This is a genomic window from Desulfopila sp. IMCC35008 (genome assembly GCF_010646885.2).
GTDB lineage: Bacteria > Desulfobacterota > Desulfobulbia > Desulfobulbales > Desulfocapsaceae > Desulfopila.
In genome coordinates, this window is record NZ_CP050700.1 from 4,006,904 (window position 1) to 4,022,082 (window position 15,179).

General features: G+C 47.3%; 16 protein-coding genes. 6 read left to right on the plus strand and 10 right to left on the minus strand.

Annotated features, from left to right (window positions below; all coding sequences use genetic code 11):
• Positions 1-96 precede the first annotated feature (96 nt).
• The gene (locus tag GA520_RS17460; RefSeq protein ID WP_163337704.1) at positions 97-1,167 is read left to right on the plus strand and encodes a hypothetical protein; all 1,071 of its coding nucleotides are present in this window, start codon (positions 97-99) and stop codon (positions 1,165-1,167) included.
• 104 nt (positions 1,168-1,271) lie between these two features.
• On the opposite strand, the gene GA520_RS17465 is transcribed toward GA520_RS17460, so the two are convergent.
• Positions 1,272-1,559 carry a hypothetical protein gene (locus GA520_RS17465; RefSeq protein WP_163337705.1) on the minus strand — a complete coding sequence of 96 codons (288 nt, stop codon included), beginning with the start codon at positions 1,557-1,559 and terminating at the stop codon, positions 1,272-1,274.
• 355 nt (positions 1,560-1,914) lie between these two features.
• Between GA520_RS17465 and GA520_RS17470 the strand changes: the two genes are divergently transcribed.
• Entirely contained in the window at positions 1,915-2,313 is a 399-nt protein-coding gene (locus GA520_RS17470; protein WP_163337706.1) for an H-NS family nucleoid-associated regulatory protein, read from the plus strand.
• A 207-nt stretch (positions 2,314-2,520) separates the two neighbouring features.
• On the opposite strand, the gene GA520_RS17475 is transcribed toward GA520_RS17470, so the two are convergent.
• The 3 genes from GA520_RS17475 to GA520_RS17485 all read right to left on the minus strand — a co-directional run bounded on the left by GA520_RS17475 (position 2,521) and on the right by GA520_RS17485 (position 5,511).
• The gene (locus GA520_RS17475) at positions 2,521-3,915 is read right to left on the minus strand and encodes a malonyl-CoA decarboxylase (protein ID WP_163337707.1); all 1,395 of its coding nucleotides are present in this window, start codon (positions 3,913-3,915) and stop codon (positions 2,521-2,523) included.
• Between the two features lie 110 nt (positions 3,916-4,025).
• Positions 4,026-4,556 carry an FmdE family protein gene (locus GA520_RS17480; RefSeq protein ID WP_163337708.1) on the minus strand — a complete coding sequence of 177 codons (531 nt, stop codon included), beginning with the start codon at positions 4,554-4,556 and terminating at the stop codon, positions 4,026-4,028.
• Between the two features lie 511 nt (positions 4,557-5,067).
• Complete coding sequence (locus GA520_RS17485; protein ID WP_163337709.1) at positions 5,068-5,511, minus strand: flavodoxin domain-containing protein; 444 nt, start codon at positions 5,509-5,511, stop codon at positions 5,068-5,070.
• Positions 5,512-5,980: 469 nt separating this feature from the next.
• Here GA520_RS17485 and GA520_RS17490 point away from each other — a divergent pair, with 469 nt between their 5' ends.
• Complete coding sequence (locus GA520_RS17490) at positions 5,981-6,403, plus strand: hypothetical protein (protein WP_163337710.1); 423 nt, start codon at positions 5,981-5,983, stop codon at positions 6,401-6,403.
• A 195-nt stretch (positions 6,404-6,598) separates the two neighbouring features.
• Entirely contained in the window at positions 6,599-6,751 is a 153-nt protein-coding gene (locus tag GA520_RS17495; RefSeq protein WP_163337711.1) for a hypothetical protein, read from the plus strand.
• A gap of 187 nt (positions 6,752-6,938) precedes the next feature.
• On the opposite strand, the gene GA520_RS17500 is transcribed toward GA520_RS17495, so the two are convergent.
• Genes GA520_RS17500 through GA520_RS17510 form a run of 3 tightly spaced genes read right to left on the minus strand, consistent with a single transcriptional unit; the run spans position 6,939 to position 9,247 of the window.
• A complete protein-coding gene (locus GA520_RS17500) occupies positions 6,939-7,604 on the minus strand; it encodes an ABC transporter ATP-binding protein (protein WP_163337712.1) in 666 nt (221 codons plus the stop codon).
• 9 nt (positions 7,605-7,613) lie between these two features.
• Positions 7,614-8,777 carry an FtsX-like permease family protein gene (locus GA520_RS17505; protein WP_163337713.1) on the minus strand — a complete coding sequence of 388 codons (1,164 nt, stop codon included), beginning with the start codon at positions 8,775-8,777 and terminating at the stop codon, positions 7,614-7,616.
• Positions 8,777-9,247 (minus strand): DUF2318 domain-containing protein, encoded by a 471-nt coding sequence (locus tag GA520_RS17510; RefSeq protein WP_163337714.1) that lies wholly within the window; start codon positions 9,245-9,247, stop codon positions 8,777-8,779. The genes GA520_RS17505 and GA520_RS17510 overlap by 1 nt, the downstream gene beginning before the upstream one ends.
• A gap of 75 nt (positions 9,248-9,322) precedes the next feature.
• Between GA520_RS17510 and GA520_RS17515 the strand changes: the two genes are divergently transcribed.
• A complete protein-coding gene (locus GA520_RS17515) occupies positions 9,323-9,718 on the plus strand; it encodes a hypothetical protein (protein WP_163337715.1) in 396 nt (131 codons plus the stop codon).
• Between the two features lie 223 nt (positions 9,719-9,941).
• Positions 9,942-11,621: a VCBS repeat-containing protein gene (locus tag GA520_RS17520; protein WP_163337716.1), complete on the plus strand. Its 1,680-nt coding sequence runs from the start codon at positions 9,942-9,944 to the stop codon at positions 11,619-11,621.
• Here GA520_RS17520 and GA520_RS17525 read toward each other — a convergent pair.
• The 3 genes from GA520_RS17525 to GA520_RS17535 all read right to left on the minus strand — a co-directional run bounded on the left by GA520_RS17525 (position 11,606) and on the right by GA520_RS17535 (position 15,005).
• Positions 11,606-12,805, minus strand: coding sequence for a MalY/PatB family protein (locus tag GA520_RS17525; RefSeq protein WP_163337717.1), 1,200 nt, complete (start codon positions 12,803-12,805; stop codon positions 11,606-11,608). The genes GA520_RS17520 and GA520_RS17525 overlap by 16 nt on opposite strands.
• Before the next feature lie 11 nt (positions 12,806-12,816).
• Positions 12,817-13,704: a DUF4438 domain-containing protein gene (locus GA520_RS17530; protein ID WP_163337718.1), complete on the minus strand. Its 888-nt coding sequence runs from the start codon at positions 13,702-13,704 to the stop codon at positions 12,817-12,819.
• Positions 13,705-13,796: 92 nt separating this feature from the next.
• On the minus strand, positions 13,797-15,005 hold the full coding sequence (locus GA520_RS17535; RefSeq protein WP_163337719.1) for a multidrug effflux MFS transporter: 1,209 nt from the start codon (positions 15,003-15,005) through the stop codon (positions 13,797-13,799).
• Positions 15,006-15,179: the final 174 nt, after the last annotated feature.

Sequence of the window (15,179 nt, forward strand, 5' to 3'; positions counted from 1 at the left end):
CCTGCCACAGTTACTTTTACGATCGGGTTTCAGAGTGTTATACTGTTTGCCATATAACAGGTCAACCAACCCAGTCAATTTAAACGAGGAACACAGATGCTCACACCGTCATGCCGCCCCCTGCTCATAGGCAGCCTCCCTCTGACAGATCACCACCAGGCCGTAACAACTATCATGGAATACTGTCCGGAAATACCGCTTTGGCCGCAATTGCCCAAACACCATCGAGAAGGAATGGTCCGGCAGTTCCTGTCGGGCTTTCCCGGACTCACAGAGGACGGAAAAAAATTCTGGATCGATACCCGAAAAGAATCATTTACAGACGAAATGACAGGCTTTTATGAAGACCACATCGCAGCAGCAGACGACCTCTCATTTTTTCAATCATCCCGGTTTGGGCTTCATAACGATACGGCTCCTGGTTTTTTGGCTCTAACTCAGCACCTTGAAGACAACTCGATACAACCATATACAGTAAAAGGACAAGTTACCGGGCCTGTCACAACCGGAATAGGGACAAGGGATGATCAGGATCGGTCGATTTTTTATGACGACAGTTTGCGTGATATCCTGGTCAAACTCCTTGCCGGCAAGGCACGATGGCAGGTGATCGAACTGAAAAAACTTACCGGTAAAACACCGCCCATAGTATTCATAGATGAACCGGGTATGGTGAGTTTTGGCTCAAGTGCCTTTACCGGTGTAACAGCTGAAATGGTTGGAGAAGCGGTCGGAGAAGTAATTGAGTCCATACATGAAGCTGGAGGGCTGGCTGGAATCCATATCTGTGCGAATGGAGACTGGGGACCAGCGTTACTGTCCGAAACAGATATTATCAGTTTTGATGCGTACTCTTATTTCGATAATTTTATCCTCTTTAAGGATCACCTCTGCTCATTCCTGCAACGTGGTGGCTTCCTTGCCTGGGGCATTGTACCAACTGGAGATCCAATCGCTGTTGAAAAGGAAACTTCCATTACGCTCTTTGCCAGATGGCAGGAACAAGTGCAGAAGCTCTCCTCATTTGGAATTTCACAGGAACAATTACTCAAACAAACATTTATTACACCAGCTTGCGGCACCGGTTCGCTCTCCCCTGAATTAGCCCTGAAAGTATTAACCATGAACAGGGAGCTTTCGGAATTAGCCCGCTCTTTCAAACCGTGATATTTTTTAATAGAATAACAGGCAGGTTCATGTTGGATATTCCTGCCTGTAAATTCCCTTCCTGTTAAAAGATATAGCCATACTTTGTGCTGTGTTTTTTCAGTTCACTCATTCTCTTCCAATCCTATTACTTTCTTCAACACTTCACTCTTATCTACATATGTAATACGTCTTTCTCTCCATATTATTTTCATATCAGAACAACTCCAGTCAGAAACATTACGTTTAATCTTCACATTTCGTATGATATTTTCGCCACCCAATCCTGTTGAGATCCCCATCATGATTTTTTCATATAGGTGCCATTTATTCAATTTTACACAGTCACCAGATTGTGTTTGAAGAGGACTTAAAGTTGAGCCAATCGGACACAAAGAATACATCTTGCCCATATTGTCTCATTTTTTGTGGCTCTGCATCATTCACTAATTTTCAATTTCATACCAATTATGAACAGGATTTGTTGTATATTATCTTCAATGCCACACCATATTAATCCTCTATTCTAGACGTAATGACAAATTCGTAAATACTTGAAATAGATACACTTACCTAACAGTAAAACCCTGTTTCAAGGAAGTATTTTTATAACGTATATTAATCCCACGTGCAGAATTATTCCATTTTCTATTTGAAATATTTTTTTTCCACTATAAAATAAAGCTATTGCATCGGAAAATAACTTCGTTATTATAAAATTCATTTTTCAACTTACATTATGTTAATCTTTGCCAGAAGGATGTATCAATGAGTGATTTCGTAAAAATATTATGTCATGCCCGACGTCTTAACAGTGCTACAAAAGATTTGTCTGTCGCAGAATTAAAAGACATACAAAACAAGCTGGAAAAAATTATTGAAAAGCGTATAGTAGCCGAAGAAGACTCCCGCCGTAAAGATGCGGAAAAAAAGAAGAAAATTGAAGACATCAAAAAGCAACTTGCTGCCGATGGAATCAATCTTAATGAGCTTCTCACCGAAAGCACAGAAAAAGTAACGAAAAAACGTGCACCTCGTCCGCCCAAGTATGAGATCACGAATGATGAAGGGAAAAAGATAACCTGGACCGGCCAGGGGAGAATGCCAAACGTATTTAAAGAAAAAGTTTCTGAAGGTGTGTCAATTGACACCTTTCTTATTAAATAAGAAGCATTATTTAAATTAATATATTGTAGGTAAATTCAGAATACATCGAATTAACCTACAATATATTGTATGCTTTTCTTTACTGCATATAATACCTTCAGCCCACTTGCCACTCCATCAACGAGTAAGGTTAGCTTAAATACTAACCTATTAATATATGGCATGGGGTAAAGGATACGTTTCATTTATTTCTTACCAGGACCACTTTTAACCCTTTAACAGTTTCCGAACAGCCGACGAGCTGTTGACCTCCCCTTTCCCGGTGTATAGCTCGTGGTTTTTCTCGATCTGCCCAAGTTTATAAAGGTAATTGACCATTATTGATGCAGACTGCACGATTCCGGTTCTTGAGAGATTGCCTCCCCAGTTTATTCGTTCGATCATGGCACCGTTTGAAAGGTGAAAATGAGCAACACGATCATATGCCTGGCTCCCCCTTTTAGTCTTAAGCAAATACTTGGCACACAAACTGAGCATAACGTTTTTACATTCAACTCTGTCCCCTTCCTTCTCTTTTGATTCCGGATCATCTACAAACATTTCCTGCAAATATTCCACTGCACCGTCTCCATTTTGCAGTTTTTTCAAGACCTGCTGTTCTCGTGAGTCCAATTCTGCAGAGTTTTTCTCAAGCCATGACATCAGCCCGGGAATAGGCGAAAGAGTAGAAAAGGTTTTAAGGTTCGGAAGCTTTGTGGAGAGATCAGCCACAACTCTCTTGATCAGGAAATTTCCGAAACTCACACCAGCAAGCCCTTTCTGACAATTCGATATTGAATAGAAAATGGCAGTATCCGCTTTATCAGGATCACCCGGGGGGGCATTGACATCAAGAAGCTCCTGGACGTTGTCCGCCAGTCCATTTACCAAGGCGACTTCCACGAAAATCAACGGTTCATCCGGCATAGAGGGATGGAAGAATCCATAACAACGTCTATCTTCCCGCAGCCTGTTTTTCATATCCTCCCAGGAAGATATGGCATGAACGGCCTCATATTTAATCAGTCTTTCCAATATCACCGCAGGAGTATCCCAGGTAATACGCTGTAGATCGAGGAACCCAATATCAAACCAACTGGCAAGCAGACGATGCATATCCCGATCAAACGGTTTCAATTCCGAATCTTTTTTCACCAGGGGCAGCAACTCTGCACGCATATCCACCAGAAACTTCACCCCATCCGGGAGCTCATTGAACTGCCCAAGCAATTTTCGTCGTGGAGCAGTCAACAGGTTTTGCAGTTTATGATTCGCCTCCTGCAATTCAAACGCCGTAGAAATAGTTGAGCGCTCCTCTATAGCCCTCTCAACCGCAACATTATCCACAGAGTATTCCCGTGCCAGTAATTCGAGAAACCGTTTACGTCCTTCCCTGTTCAGGACAAGATAAGCCCGCCCCAGTTCAGCTGCACGGGAACGGGCAGAGACTTCCCCGCCTTTTCCCTCAAGACAAGCGTCAATAGCACGTCTGATTTTATCCAAATCGCTCTCGGGAAGATCCTTTTGAACCCTGTCCCGCAGTTCGTCACGCTCACCCAATGGCCAGATATCCCGGATAAGTCGTAGTGTTTTATCCCAAAACGGACCACCGTTTGCTGTCATCGTGCACCTCCAGGCTGGTTAACTGTTTTATGTAAACAATGAAGAAGTATACTACGTTAACTGTTCAGGGAAGAACATAGTCACATTATGTTCAGGTAAAAATATAGGAGTCATGCTTTCTGATCGACCTGTCGAAAACAAGGAATGCAGAGAGTCTGACCTCGGTACCGCCTGGTCCGTGACTCCATAGTCCGCTCACCGCATGATTCACAGATCATACCGGTGAGAACCCTGGCAGATCTCGGTGCTCCGCTGTGAAGTTCCTGACGGGTGAAAAGCTCTGACAGATCTGTTTCCATGACACATTTGATCATATCCTCCTTACCTGCACCTTCAGTGGTATAGGAGAAGACCAGACGAAAGCCTTCATTGGTCGTGCGATCAAAAAAGGAAAATGCCATCTTCCCGTAATCACGATGGATAAGATTCCCTTTACCAAAAGTACAGCCAGTAAGATACTGAATGCCATCCACCCCGCACATATCCGTTTCGGTTACACATACAAGCGCTGTCGGATCTGCATCCGGGAAGGAGGTAAGACAGTACTCTGCAGCCCGCATCCCAATAGCCAACCCCGGACAACTGTGCCCATGAAATTCTATTGTTTTGCGGATCTGCTCTGTGGAAAATTTACATGCCATAAGCATTCTCCTCTCTCAAGCTGGTCTTCTCATGAATTATTTAACATCCGTAAAACAGGTAGCTCAAAGTATGGGTTTATCTGTTCGAAATCAAATCAGACGAAAGATTTCACCACAGATACTTCAATGGTATCGAATCCTGTGTTCGCCTCCGCGGATAATTTATTGAAGCATACCTATGGAATTGGGGAGGCAAATCCTGACGCCAACAGGGTGGTTGAAGACCAGGAGCGTGTCTACGATACGTGCACAGTATAATGAACGTAACGCAGATTTAGCAATAACGGAATAAGGGGATATACGTTTCGGGAATAATCGTGGAAAGGCAGCCCGTGAAATCGAGCTGCCGGATGAGGTAGTAACCCGTCCGTTCCTACCTTAAAACTACCCTTCGTGCCAATCTCAGCGTTGCGACTCTCATTTTTATCCTCGGGATATCAGATATATGCTTGCGGCAAAAATGAAAGTCGCGCCTCGATTTTGAACAGAATGCTGAGTTTCAGGATGGGAACTAACTTAGTTTCTCCCCTATTGCCTTACCGTAATCCTGGCAAGCCTTTACACCATCCTGCTCGCCGACCATCGCCTCTGTCAAATTCAAAGGTCCGAGATCGGTCACATCCATTTTGAATACATGCATCATGGTATCGTAGATCATGGGGGCACTCTCACCGCTGTGAGTGTGTGAACCAAACGCGCCCCCGATCTTACCAACGAGGTTTGCCATCTGCGCCATAAACAGGAACTGCTTCATCCCCCCCGTCATATCCTTATGATAGGTGGGGCATCCGAATACATAGCCGTCATATCCGGCAATACTGTCACTGTCCTCTATGGCGGAGATCTTTTTCACCTCAACCTCACAGCCACCGATCCTCAGTCCTTCTGCAATATAATTCGCCATCGTTTCCGTTTTTCCGGTCCTGCTCGAATATGCAACTAGTACTTTCTTCATACAACCTCCTGTTGGATGTTTGGATGGTACACAGCTAAAAAGTCACGAGCAATGTAACCTCATAGAGAAATCTATACCGTGCTGACAAAACGACATGAAAAGCGGACAAATAACAATGAATACTATTATCAATGCCTGGAATTTTTCGCAACCTTTTCGACAATTATTACTGTTATTCGTTGATATTTCTACTCAGGAGGCACCTTTGAAGCAGCTTTGTTACGACGAGTAATACGTACAGTAAACGGCACCCACTACGTCAACTAAATAATTGATTTCAGCCACATAAAAGACCATGCTCCAGAATAGCCATAATTATTTATAATGCCTGGCATTTTAATATGTTGAAACTCGTGCATTATCTATAGTAAAGAAAATATGATCCGGCTGATTCCGGATACTTGCTTTATAACAGGTTCTTTCGAAATATACATACCAGGCATTATTCTTCATCACAGGAGCAAAATTCATGGCTATCAGCGAAAGCCATCTTCCACGAACAGAATCATTTATTGATAGTAGAGATAAAAAGCGGATTTTCGAATTCTCACTTCTTGGCAAAAATGGTGGTAGAGGATACAGGGTCACCGCCCGTGAAGTTACTGACGATGAAGGCGGTTATATCTTTGTAGAATCATCTCCCTCACTCGATCATTGTCTCGATCGATTACGGATCAAAATCAAGCTGAGACTCGCAATAAAATCAACGGTCGTACCACAACCGACAACCACTGCAGTTATCGCCCCTTCCCAGAATATCCTGTCGGGAACCATTGCGGATGACGGTATCATTATCGACGGAAAGCTTATCGACTGGAAGATGTTTGTCTCCATCATCACGCCCCATGAGGGGCTGAAGATGAACCTGAGCATAGTGGATCCCGCATCCTGAATCGGCCAGATAGAGGAGCGGGCTCCATCCAGCCTGCTCCTTTTACTCAACCACTGTTACTCCCCATAGCACGTCAGCTCATTGACAACGCTGTCCCCCACAGGTCCTCCAAAAACAAATGAATGCTCTGTGTTCACGATAGGCACGGAATACTAAATTCTCTGAACTTCTCGCTATAACAGGAACAGATATTTTGTGAACAGGACAAATGAACAATCTGCATCCTCGGCACCGGTACCAGTCGACCTTGATTCCAGCGATCCGGCCATAATGTCACCCGGCCATTTTATCCCGGTAATGCAGTCGATCTCGGGACAACCACCATCGCGCTCTACCTGCTGGATGTAAACAACGGATGAATACTCTCTTCCCTTGCGCTGGAGAATCCTTAATCTCCTACCACATCAAAGAACACTTGACCAAACCCCGACATATCAGCCCGTATTATTTTCTTCTGACAGGATGACGATGCACTTGCCATCCTATCAGAAGAAGTGACATGAAAAAGACTAGATCTCCCCTGCCCCATCGTCCCTCAATGGACGATTATCCCATCCTCAAGCTCGATAGTCCGTTGCGCCAAACCGGCATAATCCGGTTCATGAGTCACCATCACAATAGACAATCCGTCTCGATGCAGATCGCTTAGTAATGTCATGATCTGCTCGCCTGTCGCCCGATCGAGACTACCGGTCGGTTCATCGGCAAATAGAATTCTTGCAGATTTTACTAATGCCCGGGCAATAGCCACCCTCTGTTGTTCACCGCCGGACAGATTACCGGGCAGTCGATGAGCCTTATCGGCAAGCCCCACCCGGTCCAGACAGGCTCGCGCCCTTTCTTTTATAGACGCGTCAACCGGCTTGACCGAGTTCATGAATGGCAGGAGGGTGTTCTCCAGTACAGTTAAATAGGGCAACAAGTGATGAAACTGGAAAATAACGGCAAAGTCTGCCATACGCAAGGTATTCAGCCTGTTCTCCTCCACTCCTGCCAGATCCTGTCCCTGGTACCTCAACACCCCTTCATCTGGACGAACCAGAGTTGACAGAACGTTCAGCAGTGTCGTTTTACCAGAGCCTGATCGGCCGATAATAGAGGCAAACTCACCCTCCTGCAGATCAAGGGAAACCTCCTTCAAGACAGACACGCTTTTTCCGTCGGTTACATACTTCTTGGATATATTCTTTGCTGATAACATCTTCTCCTCCTACAGGGCCACAAGGGCATCTGATGGGTCAACGGCAGCCGCCTTCCAGGCCGGATAAATGGAGGACACCACCGTCACCACCGTAAAGATAGCGCAGACAGTCAACAGGTCCTTCGCAGAAAAAAGAGGAGTCCCACCTGTGCTCAGATCAAGAACCTCAAGAGCCTTAAAACTCAGACCAAAACCTGCAAAATAACCAAGCAGACCTGCCAGTGAACCGATAATCCCGGCTTCAAGACAAAAGATAAAAAACACACCGGATTTCCCAAATCCCAGGGTACGGAGAATCCCTATATCCTTCTTCCTCTCGTTCACGGCGGAAAGCATGGATAACCCGACCATCGCAGCTGCCGTAATCAGGATCACGAGGCTAATCGAAAGTGCCAGCTTCTTGACAAAATGAACCGATGCCATTCGCTGATTAACCACGTTCTGCAAGGCTGTTACAGTAGCTTCGGGAACAACCGACCTGATCTGGTCGACGATCTCCTCAATAGGGCAACCGGCACAAAGCGCGGCAACCTCGACGAAGCTGAGACCATCCGGACGATCCAGCATTTTCTGCAGGACAGCCAGCTCCATAAGGATAACCGAGTCATCATCACTCCCTGTTTCATAGAGGACACCCGAAATAACGAACTCACGACCAAATAGCTCTACCTTGTCCCCCGTTTGATAGCCAAGTTTTGCAGCCGCAACACTGCCGAGCAGAATTTCCTCAGGCTTTTGGGGAAACTGGTTATCCGTCGCCCAATAACTTTTTATTTTTCTCTCCTCCTGCCAGTTTACCCCGACAAGAGCGACCGCCTTCTCACCTATACGCAGCATGCTTACCAGCTTAGGTGCAACTACGCTGATCCTATCCTTCAGACCTATAGAACGGATTGCTTCCACCGTCTCACTCTCCGACAGATACTGGATGTCGAAAAGCATATCCCCCATATGAAAACCGCCGTAACTCACACTTAGTTTCTCGGTTGCCGGTGTCACCACAATATTGGCCCCGAATGAGGTTAGTTTTTCCTCCAGGCTCTGGCCGACGATACGCGATACCTGATATAGAGCGACAATAGACATGACGCCGAGAGAAAATGCCAGCACCAGCAAAATCGTTCTCGTTGGCTTACGTTTCATCGTTCGCAAAGGTATAGTAAAGATGTTCATCACGCTCCTCCGAAGTAGCGACCGCCGGCAAGGATGTCATCTGCCCTGATAACAAGTTGATCCCCGGTGATCTTCCTGTTCAGCGGAGCCGGATTGCACCCTCCCTGTTCAACATTAATACGGGTTGAATGAAAACGCCTGCCACAATTGTTGCAGATCATAAATTCCCCGTCCTGGGTATACCCTTTGCCAGCCGGGAAACAGACATCGCAGGCATCAAAGGCGGCGCGGATGACCCCATCACGACTCTTGATCACAAAAAACTTCACCACAACACCACCACCATTGTATTTGAAGTGGTGCGCCTTACCGTCATCGACAGATTTGACCGGGATATGAACTTCCCCGTTTACGGCTTTCACACTTTTATATGAACCAAAAAGACTGAAAGCATTACCGTCATCAAGGAAGACGAACGGGCTTACAAACACAACAAAAAAAGACAATAGAAATAAAACAATACGGTTCATTGCAGACCTCCACTGGTCGAGAATAATTCTTTGTTACTGCTGCAACTACATTTAGAAAATGTGTAGAGATGGAGGATGCAATCAAATCAGGAAGGCACAGTTGCGTATATGAAGCTCAACCGGCCTGAAGAAGACAAGAGGTGGGACAGGTATTCGCTGCGCCGCAGCGGGAGAAGTGTCACTTTGCTGAACCAGCTCAACAGGTGCTGGTATATGGATAGCAAGCCGTTGAGGACATACCGTATCTGCAGACGGCCTGAAAACATCGGAACACATCCCGCTGATACAGCAGGAGGTATCGCTGGCTTGATGGTTACTATGTGTTGGACTGTACGGTTCGGCACTCTTTTTCGACAGGCCCATGTCACAACAGGACATGACCTCGGAGATGCTGCCGCTGGCGGAACAATCGTTGTGCACAACACCATTGCCGGCCTGAATCCCATTCCAGGGAGCAAACACAAGAATTAAAAGCAATATGATTGTTGTTCGAATCAGATTCACATTTCACCTTGATACATATATTGTTCATTCCAAAATACCACATTGTGGTATCCACGACAAGACCTTGTAACCCAATATAATGAATGCCGTAAATCCCCCTCCAACATAAAAAACTATTGCAATGCTTTAATTTATTGTAAATATAATATATTAGAACCACATGCACACAACACTCTCACAACAAATCACTATGAAAAGTTTACCGTTTTTTTGTCTGCTTCCGGGACTTTTTATGCTGGAACCAGCGGCAGCGTCAGCGACAGACCTTCTTGAAAACAGCTTACGGTCTCTGCAGGTAACAGCCGGGGTTGATCATCAAAATGTCTATGACATAAACCATGACGGAACCATCGGGCTGGAGGACGCAGTCTACGGATTACACCTTGTTGCCAGCGGAGGCCCACTACCTGTTGCAACACCGACTCTGCGCTTCAACCTGCCCGGCAGCTGGGATGAGGACTGGTTTGCCTCCACCGCGGTGTACGATCTCGATAGTGACGGCAATATGGAAATAATTGGCTCCAGACACAGCGTCACCTATGTCTGGAATCATCTGGGCACCCTCAAGTGGAGCGCACCGGTCGGCCAGAACGGTTCTCCATCCAGTACCATTATCCATGGCAGTGCCAGGCAATATGCCTCCCCGGTAGTCGGAGACCTCGATGGTGACGGCAAAGGGGAAATCGCCATCGCCTATTCAAATAAAATCGCAATATATGAGGATAATGGGAATCTTAAAAGCGGCTGGCCACAATCTTTCCCGAATTCAACCAATGAAATCCGGTCCATCGCAGCCACCGACCTCGACGGAGACAATAAAAAAGAACTCCTGGCTGTAAAGACCTCGAGCGGCCCGGTCACTATGGTCTGGAATAGTAACGGCTCAGGACGAACCGGCTGGCCGCAGGTACAGAATTGCGCATCATGTACAGACTTCGGTGGATACAATCAAAATATCGGTGCCGCTGATCTCACCGGCGATCAGGTACCGGAAATAATCTCAACATATGACTGTTCCCATATAGGGTTCAATTATGCAGACGGCTCCCCCTTACCGGCAAATGCTGTTTTTGCCGGATCCTACATCAGCTCCGTCCCCATGTTTCACGATCTCGCCCTCGCCATCCAGGGTTGGGGACCAGACTTAAATGATCGAGATGAGTTCACCGACTCACCGCCGGTGTTCACCGATCTTGATAGAGACGGCAAGGCCGAAGTTATTGTCTATTCGGATCATGAAAAGGCAGGGGAATATATCAACAGGGGAAATTGTCTCTGGGTGCTTAATGAGGACCTGACGAGATCACCTGGATTTGAGACACCCCTCTGCTCCGGAGAACCGATATTTACAGGATATGAGAACAACATTGTACAGGTAGCACCGGCACCCGCTCTTGCCGACCTGACGGGTGACCCACGCCTGGAGATCATCGTCCCATCGTATGACGGCTACATGAGGGCATATTCTGCCGATGGGGCCCTGCTATGGAGTTACCAGTTCGACGCTCCGGGAGCCACTTTCAACGGAGCATCCGGTGCTGCCGCGGGCGACCTGAACGATGACGGCATCCCTGAAATAGTCTTCTCGACCTATTCGACCACAGACAACGTCTCCCATCTTATCGTACTTGATGCATGGGGGCAGGTACTGCATAAAATTGCCCTGCTCAAACGGGGCAGCATGAGCGTCCCGACCCTGGCCGATATTGACGGCGACGATACTCTTGAGATTATCGTCTCCCTCAAAGACCGAATCGATTACACCTATGGCGGTGTCCAGGTCTACGATGTGCCAACTGCCCGGAGAGGTTATCAACCATGGCCAACAGGCCGCGGCAACCTGGACCGGGACGGTCAACCAGCCATGTGATCATGAACCGCCTTGGCAATTCTGGTCAACCCCTGTTCAAGACGACTGCGCGGACAGGCGATATTGATCCGCTGGTAACCGGAACCACCTGAACCAAACATATACCCGTCGTCCAGTCCTACTTTTGCCTTTTTCCTCATAAAGTTACGAAGCTCACTGTCGCTCAGGCCAAGTTTCCGACAATTAAACCAGACAAGATATGTTCCTTCAGGTGAGGTAACGGGAAGCTGAGGCAAACGGGTTTTAAAAAACTCCATGAGGTAGTTCAGGTTGCCCTCAAGATAGGGAAGCAGTTCCTGCAACCATGGATCACCATGCCGAAATGCTGCTTCCATGGCCGCAAGCCCGATGACACCTGGGGTTGCATGAAATCCAGCAGTCCTCTGCTTGAAAACTGCCCGAATCTTGGGGTCGGGGATGATCAGCACCGAGGCGTTGAGGCCCGCCAGGTTAAAGGTTTTACTTGGTGAGAAACAGGTAATGGTGCGGCGAGCCACATCCTCTCCAAGCATAGATGTCGGCAGGTGACTATGGCCGCTGTAAAGTAGTTCGGCGTGGATTTCATCCGAGATAATAAGAGCATCGTGTGCCAGCGCTATCCGGGCCGCCTGGTTAAGTTCCTCTTTGCTCCAGACCCGGCCCACAGGATTGTGCGGACTGCACAGAAGCAGAAGGCGCGCCCTGCTCGGTTGTGGTCCAAAACCGCCCCAATCCGGTTGAAAACTGGTTTCGAGCCCCGGAAAATCCATTGAATATACACCTTTGTTTTCAATCAGCTGGTTCTCGAGCACAGTGCAGCCATTATTGGTAATAGCAGAAAAAAATGGATAATAGACGGGTGGCTGGATTACCACCCCGTCACCGGGCGCTGTAAAGGCCTTGATAATCATATGCAGGGCGTGCACAATACCGGATGAAAACACCAACCACTCCTTTTGAATGGGCCAGTCGAATTTTGCATGTATCCGATCTACGACAGCCTGCCGTAAAGTGTCACTCTCAGCCGGGTACCCGAATATCCCATGCTCCGCCTGCCTGGCAATAGCCTGCGAGATGGGCGTGGCCACCTGGAAATCCATATCTGCGACCCACATGGGCAGGATATCTTTTTCTCCAAATATTACAGGCGCCGCATCCCACTTGGCGGAACCACTGCCGATTCTGTCAATTTCCCTTTCAAACATAACGTTCCCGGTCAAATCTTCGCCCTGCCGATACCTAAGAGATCGGCAATGTTTGCCTTCGCATCCAGCACCGGCTCAATCAGGCTGTCAGTACATGTCATGATGGTGGTCACACCCGGACCATGACCGGCCTTAAGACAATCGCTATGAACCACAATTCCAATAGAAACCGCCCCTTTTCTGTAAGTCCGGCCATAGGCATTATCATGGTCGAGCAACGCCACAATATCACCAAAGCGAATCTTGTCGAGCCTGTACTGCGCCACCGATTCAGGATCGCTGGTCATAATATCGTAATCGCCGCTTGCTACATGGGCTGAGCCGATTCCGGACCCCATGCAGGCCGCAGGGGCGAGCGTGGTAACGGGTACCTGGAGTTTTCCATCCATCTGGCTAATGGCCATACCCAGGAGCAGGTCGGGATCAACATTAAACAGTCTGATTCCGGGAAAATCTATTAATTCCAATCCCTGACCACGGCTGTGGACTATGATCTTGTCGTCGTAGGTCATGCGCTTCATAGCGTCAACCGGGAAATCGATCATCAAATGTTCGGAACCACCGTGCTTACCCGTCACAACGCCCTCGACACCTTCTGCCTTGCCACTGACGATCACAGCCCTATTACCGATACAGCCATACATCTGCAGGGAATCATTTGGGAAGTCCATCCTTTTCTCGCTATTGGAATTACAACTCACTCCAGGCTCAATATGATCTCCGGCAAGCCCGAAAGCTGAGTCACCCACTAAAACATTTGTTGTAATACCGCCAATTGACGGAAGGAGAAATGGTGCACCATTGTGATCAACCTGGAAGGTTCCCCGCGTCCGGGGTTGACCGGGTTGACACTGCAAAAGCATCTCAACAATTTTATCTCTGTTGGTTTTAAGGACCATTACATTACCCTATAGTGAAATATTGTTTGGATTCGTGACCTGCACCTCTACCAGATATTGAAAATGAACATAAGAAAGTAGTATACAGTTCTTCAGGCTGACGATGCAACCGCTTCTGCTTTCACCTTTTGTGCCACGATGATCAGGCAAAGGGAGGATGTCCCGCACAAAACAATGGAAAGCGATAGTGGATAGAGTGTATTGTCATAAAACCTGCCGACTGATACTGAAATAACAACAGCCAATATGCTCGACACCGCCGAGACCAGAGAAGCCCCCAATCCAGCTACTTTTCCCAACGGTTGCATGGCCATGGCGGACAGATTGGAAAACAGAACACCTACACAAAACATGAAAAAATAACAACCTGCCATAAAAACAGTAAATGAATGTGAGCCGTCTTGCCCTGTCACAAGGGAAAAAACTCCTAAACAGGTCAAGCCGGCCAGACCACCAAAGCAGAGACGATACATCCCGTAATTCATAACCAATCGGCTGTTAAGAATTGCCGCCAGTCCGAAGCCGGATGCCAGCAAGGCAAAATATGCAGGGAAGCTTTCCCCCTTATCATAAATCTGCTCGAACATGATCTGCGAGGTACTCAAATAGAGCAGGAATACGCCGAAAACAAGGCCAGCGGTGACCGAGTAGCAAAGCACAGATGGATGGGAGAGGATGCGGCTTGCCGTTCGGGTTAGATTCCTCATCCTGATCGGGATTCTGTCAGCAGCAGGAAGGGTCTCCGGTTGCCGGATCAGTATCCAGCCCGTTGAACCCACCGCCATGACAAGAAAGACAAAAAAAATGGACCGCCATCCCGAGACCTTCACGATGAACTGTCCAAGGGCGGGGGCAACCATAGGTATACATATAAAAACAGTCATGATAAAGGAAAAGACACGCGCCATCCTCGGTCCTTCAAACCGGTCCCGGATCATGGCACGGGAAATAATCTTTGGCCCTGACACACCAAATCCCTGAATCATCCTGCCCAGCAGTAAAGATTCCAGCGAAGTTGCAACCATAGCCACAACGGTTCCACAACAATATATCAAAACTCCTATTGTCATCGCTTTTTTTCGACCAAGACTGTCCGAAAGAGGACCGAAAACCAATTCCCCAAAGAACATTCCGAATATAAACAGGGTAATGACCAACGGCAAATTGTTGCTATTATCGACCTGTAGCGATTCACCGATAGCGGGCAAAGCAGGCAACATGGAATCAATGCTTAGCGCAGTCAGCGAGGTGATCAAGGCAATTCGGGCAACAAACTCTACTGAAGAGGAATTATTTTCCATAACGATGATTGACACCGGGTGAAGATAAGAAGCGACTCCCGGTATGGCAGACGACAGGCGAATCCCTGCATTTTCCGGAACGATTAAAATAGTGGGGATGTTACGCTATTCGTCAACTGGCAGCAAGGAAAATGGTACCCCTGGCGGTACCTACAGAGAACAATCCTGATCAAA

What these genes read in the sequence shown, in the direction of transcription:
- GA520_RS17460 (WP_163337704.1), top strand. Translation starts at nt 97, where the DNA reads ATGCTCACACCGTCATGCCGCCCCCTGCTCATAGGCAGCCTCCCTCTG.
- GA520_RS17465 (WP_163337705.1), bottom strand. Translation starts at nt 1,559, where the DNA reads ATGGGCAAGATGTATTCTTTGTGTCCGATTGGCTCAACTTTAAGTCCT.
- GA520_RS17470 (WP_163337706.1), top strand. Translation starts at nt 1,915, where the DNA reads ATGAGTGATTTCGTAAAAATATTATGTCATGCCCGACGTCTTAACAGT.
- GA520_RS17475 (WP_163337707.1), bottom strand. Translation starts at nt 3,915, where the DNA reads ATGACAGCAAACGGTGGTCCGTTTTGGGATAAAACACTACGACTTATC.
- GA520_RS17480 (WP_163337708.1), bottom strand. Translation starts at nt 4,556, where the DNA reads ATGGCATGTAAATTTTCCACAGAGCAGATCCGCAAAACAATAGAATTT.
- GA520_RS17485 (WP_163337709.1), bottom strand. Translation starts at nt 5,511, where the DNA reads ATGAAGAAAGTACTAGTTGCATATTCGAGCAGGACCGGAAAAACGGAA.
- GA520_RS17490 (WP_163337710.1), top strand. Translation starts at nt 5,981, where the DNA reads ATGGCTATCAGCGAAAGCCATCTTCCACGAACAGAATCATTTATTGAT.
- GA520_RS17500 (WP_163337712.1), bottom strand. Translation starts at nt 7,604, where the DNA reads ATGTTATCAGCAAAGAATATATCCAAGAAGTATGTAACCGACGGAAAA.
- GA520_RS17505 (WP_163337713.1), bottom strand. Translation starts at nt 8,777, where the DNA reads ATGAACATCTTTACTATACCTTTGCGAACGATGAAACGTAAGCCAACG.
- GA520_RS17510 (WP_163337714.1), bottom strand. Translation starts at nt 9,247, where the DNA reads ATGAACCGTATTGTTTTATTTCTATTGTCTTTTTTTGTTGTGTTTGTA.
- GA520_RS17515 (WP_163337715.1), top strand. Translation starts at nt 9,323, where the DNA reads ATGCAATCAAATCAGGAAGGCACAGTTGCGTATATGAAGCTCAACCGG.
- GA520_RS17520 (WP_163337716.1), top strand. Translation starts at nt 9,942, where the DNA reads ATGAAAAGTTTACCGTTTTTTTGTCTGCTTCCGGGACTTTTTATGCTG.
- GA520_RS17525 (WP_163337717.1), bottom strand. Translation starts at nt 12,805, where the DNA reads ATGTTTGAAAGGGAAATTGACAGAATCGGCAGTGGTTCCGCCAAGTGG.
- GA520_RS17530 (WP_163337718.1), bottom strand. Translation starts at nt 13,704, where the DNA reads ATGGTCCTTAAAACCAACAGAGATAAAATTGTTGAGATGCTTTTGCAG.
- GA520_RS17535 (WP_163337719.1), bottom strand. Translation starts at nt 15,005, where the DNA reads ATGGAAAATAATTCCTCTTCAGTAGAGTTTGTTGCCCGAATTGCCTTG.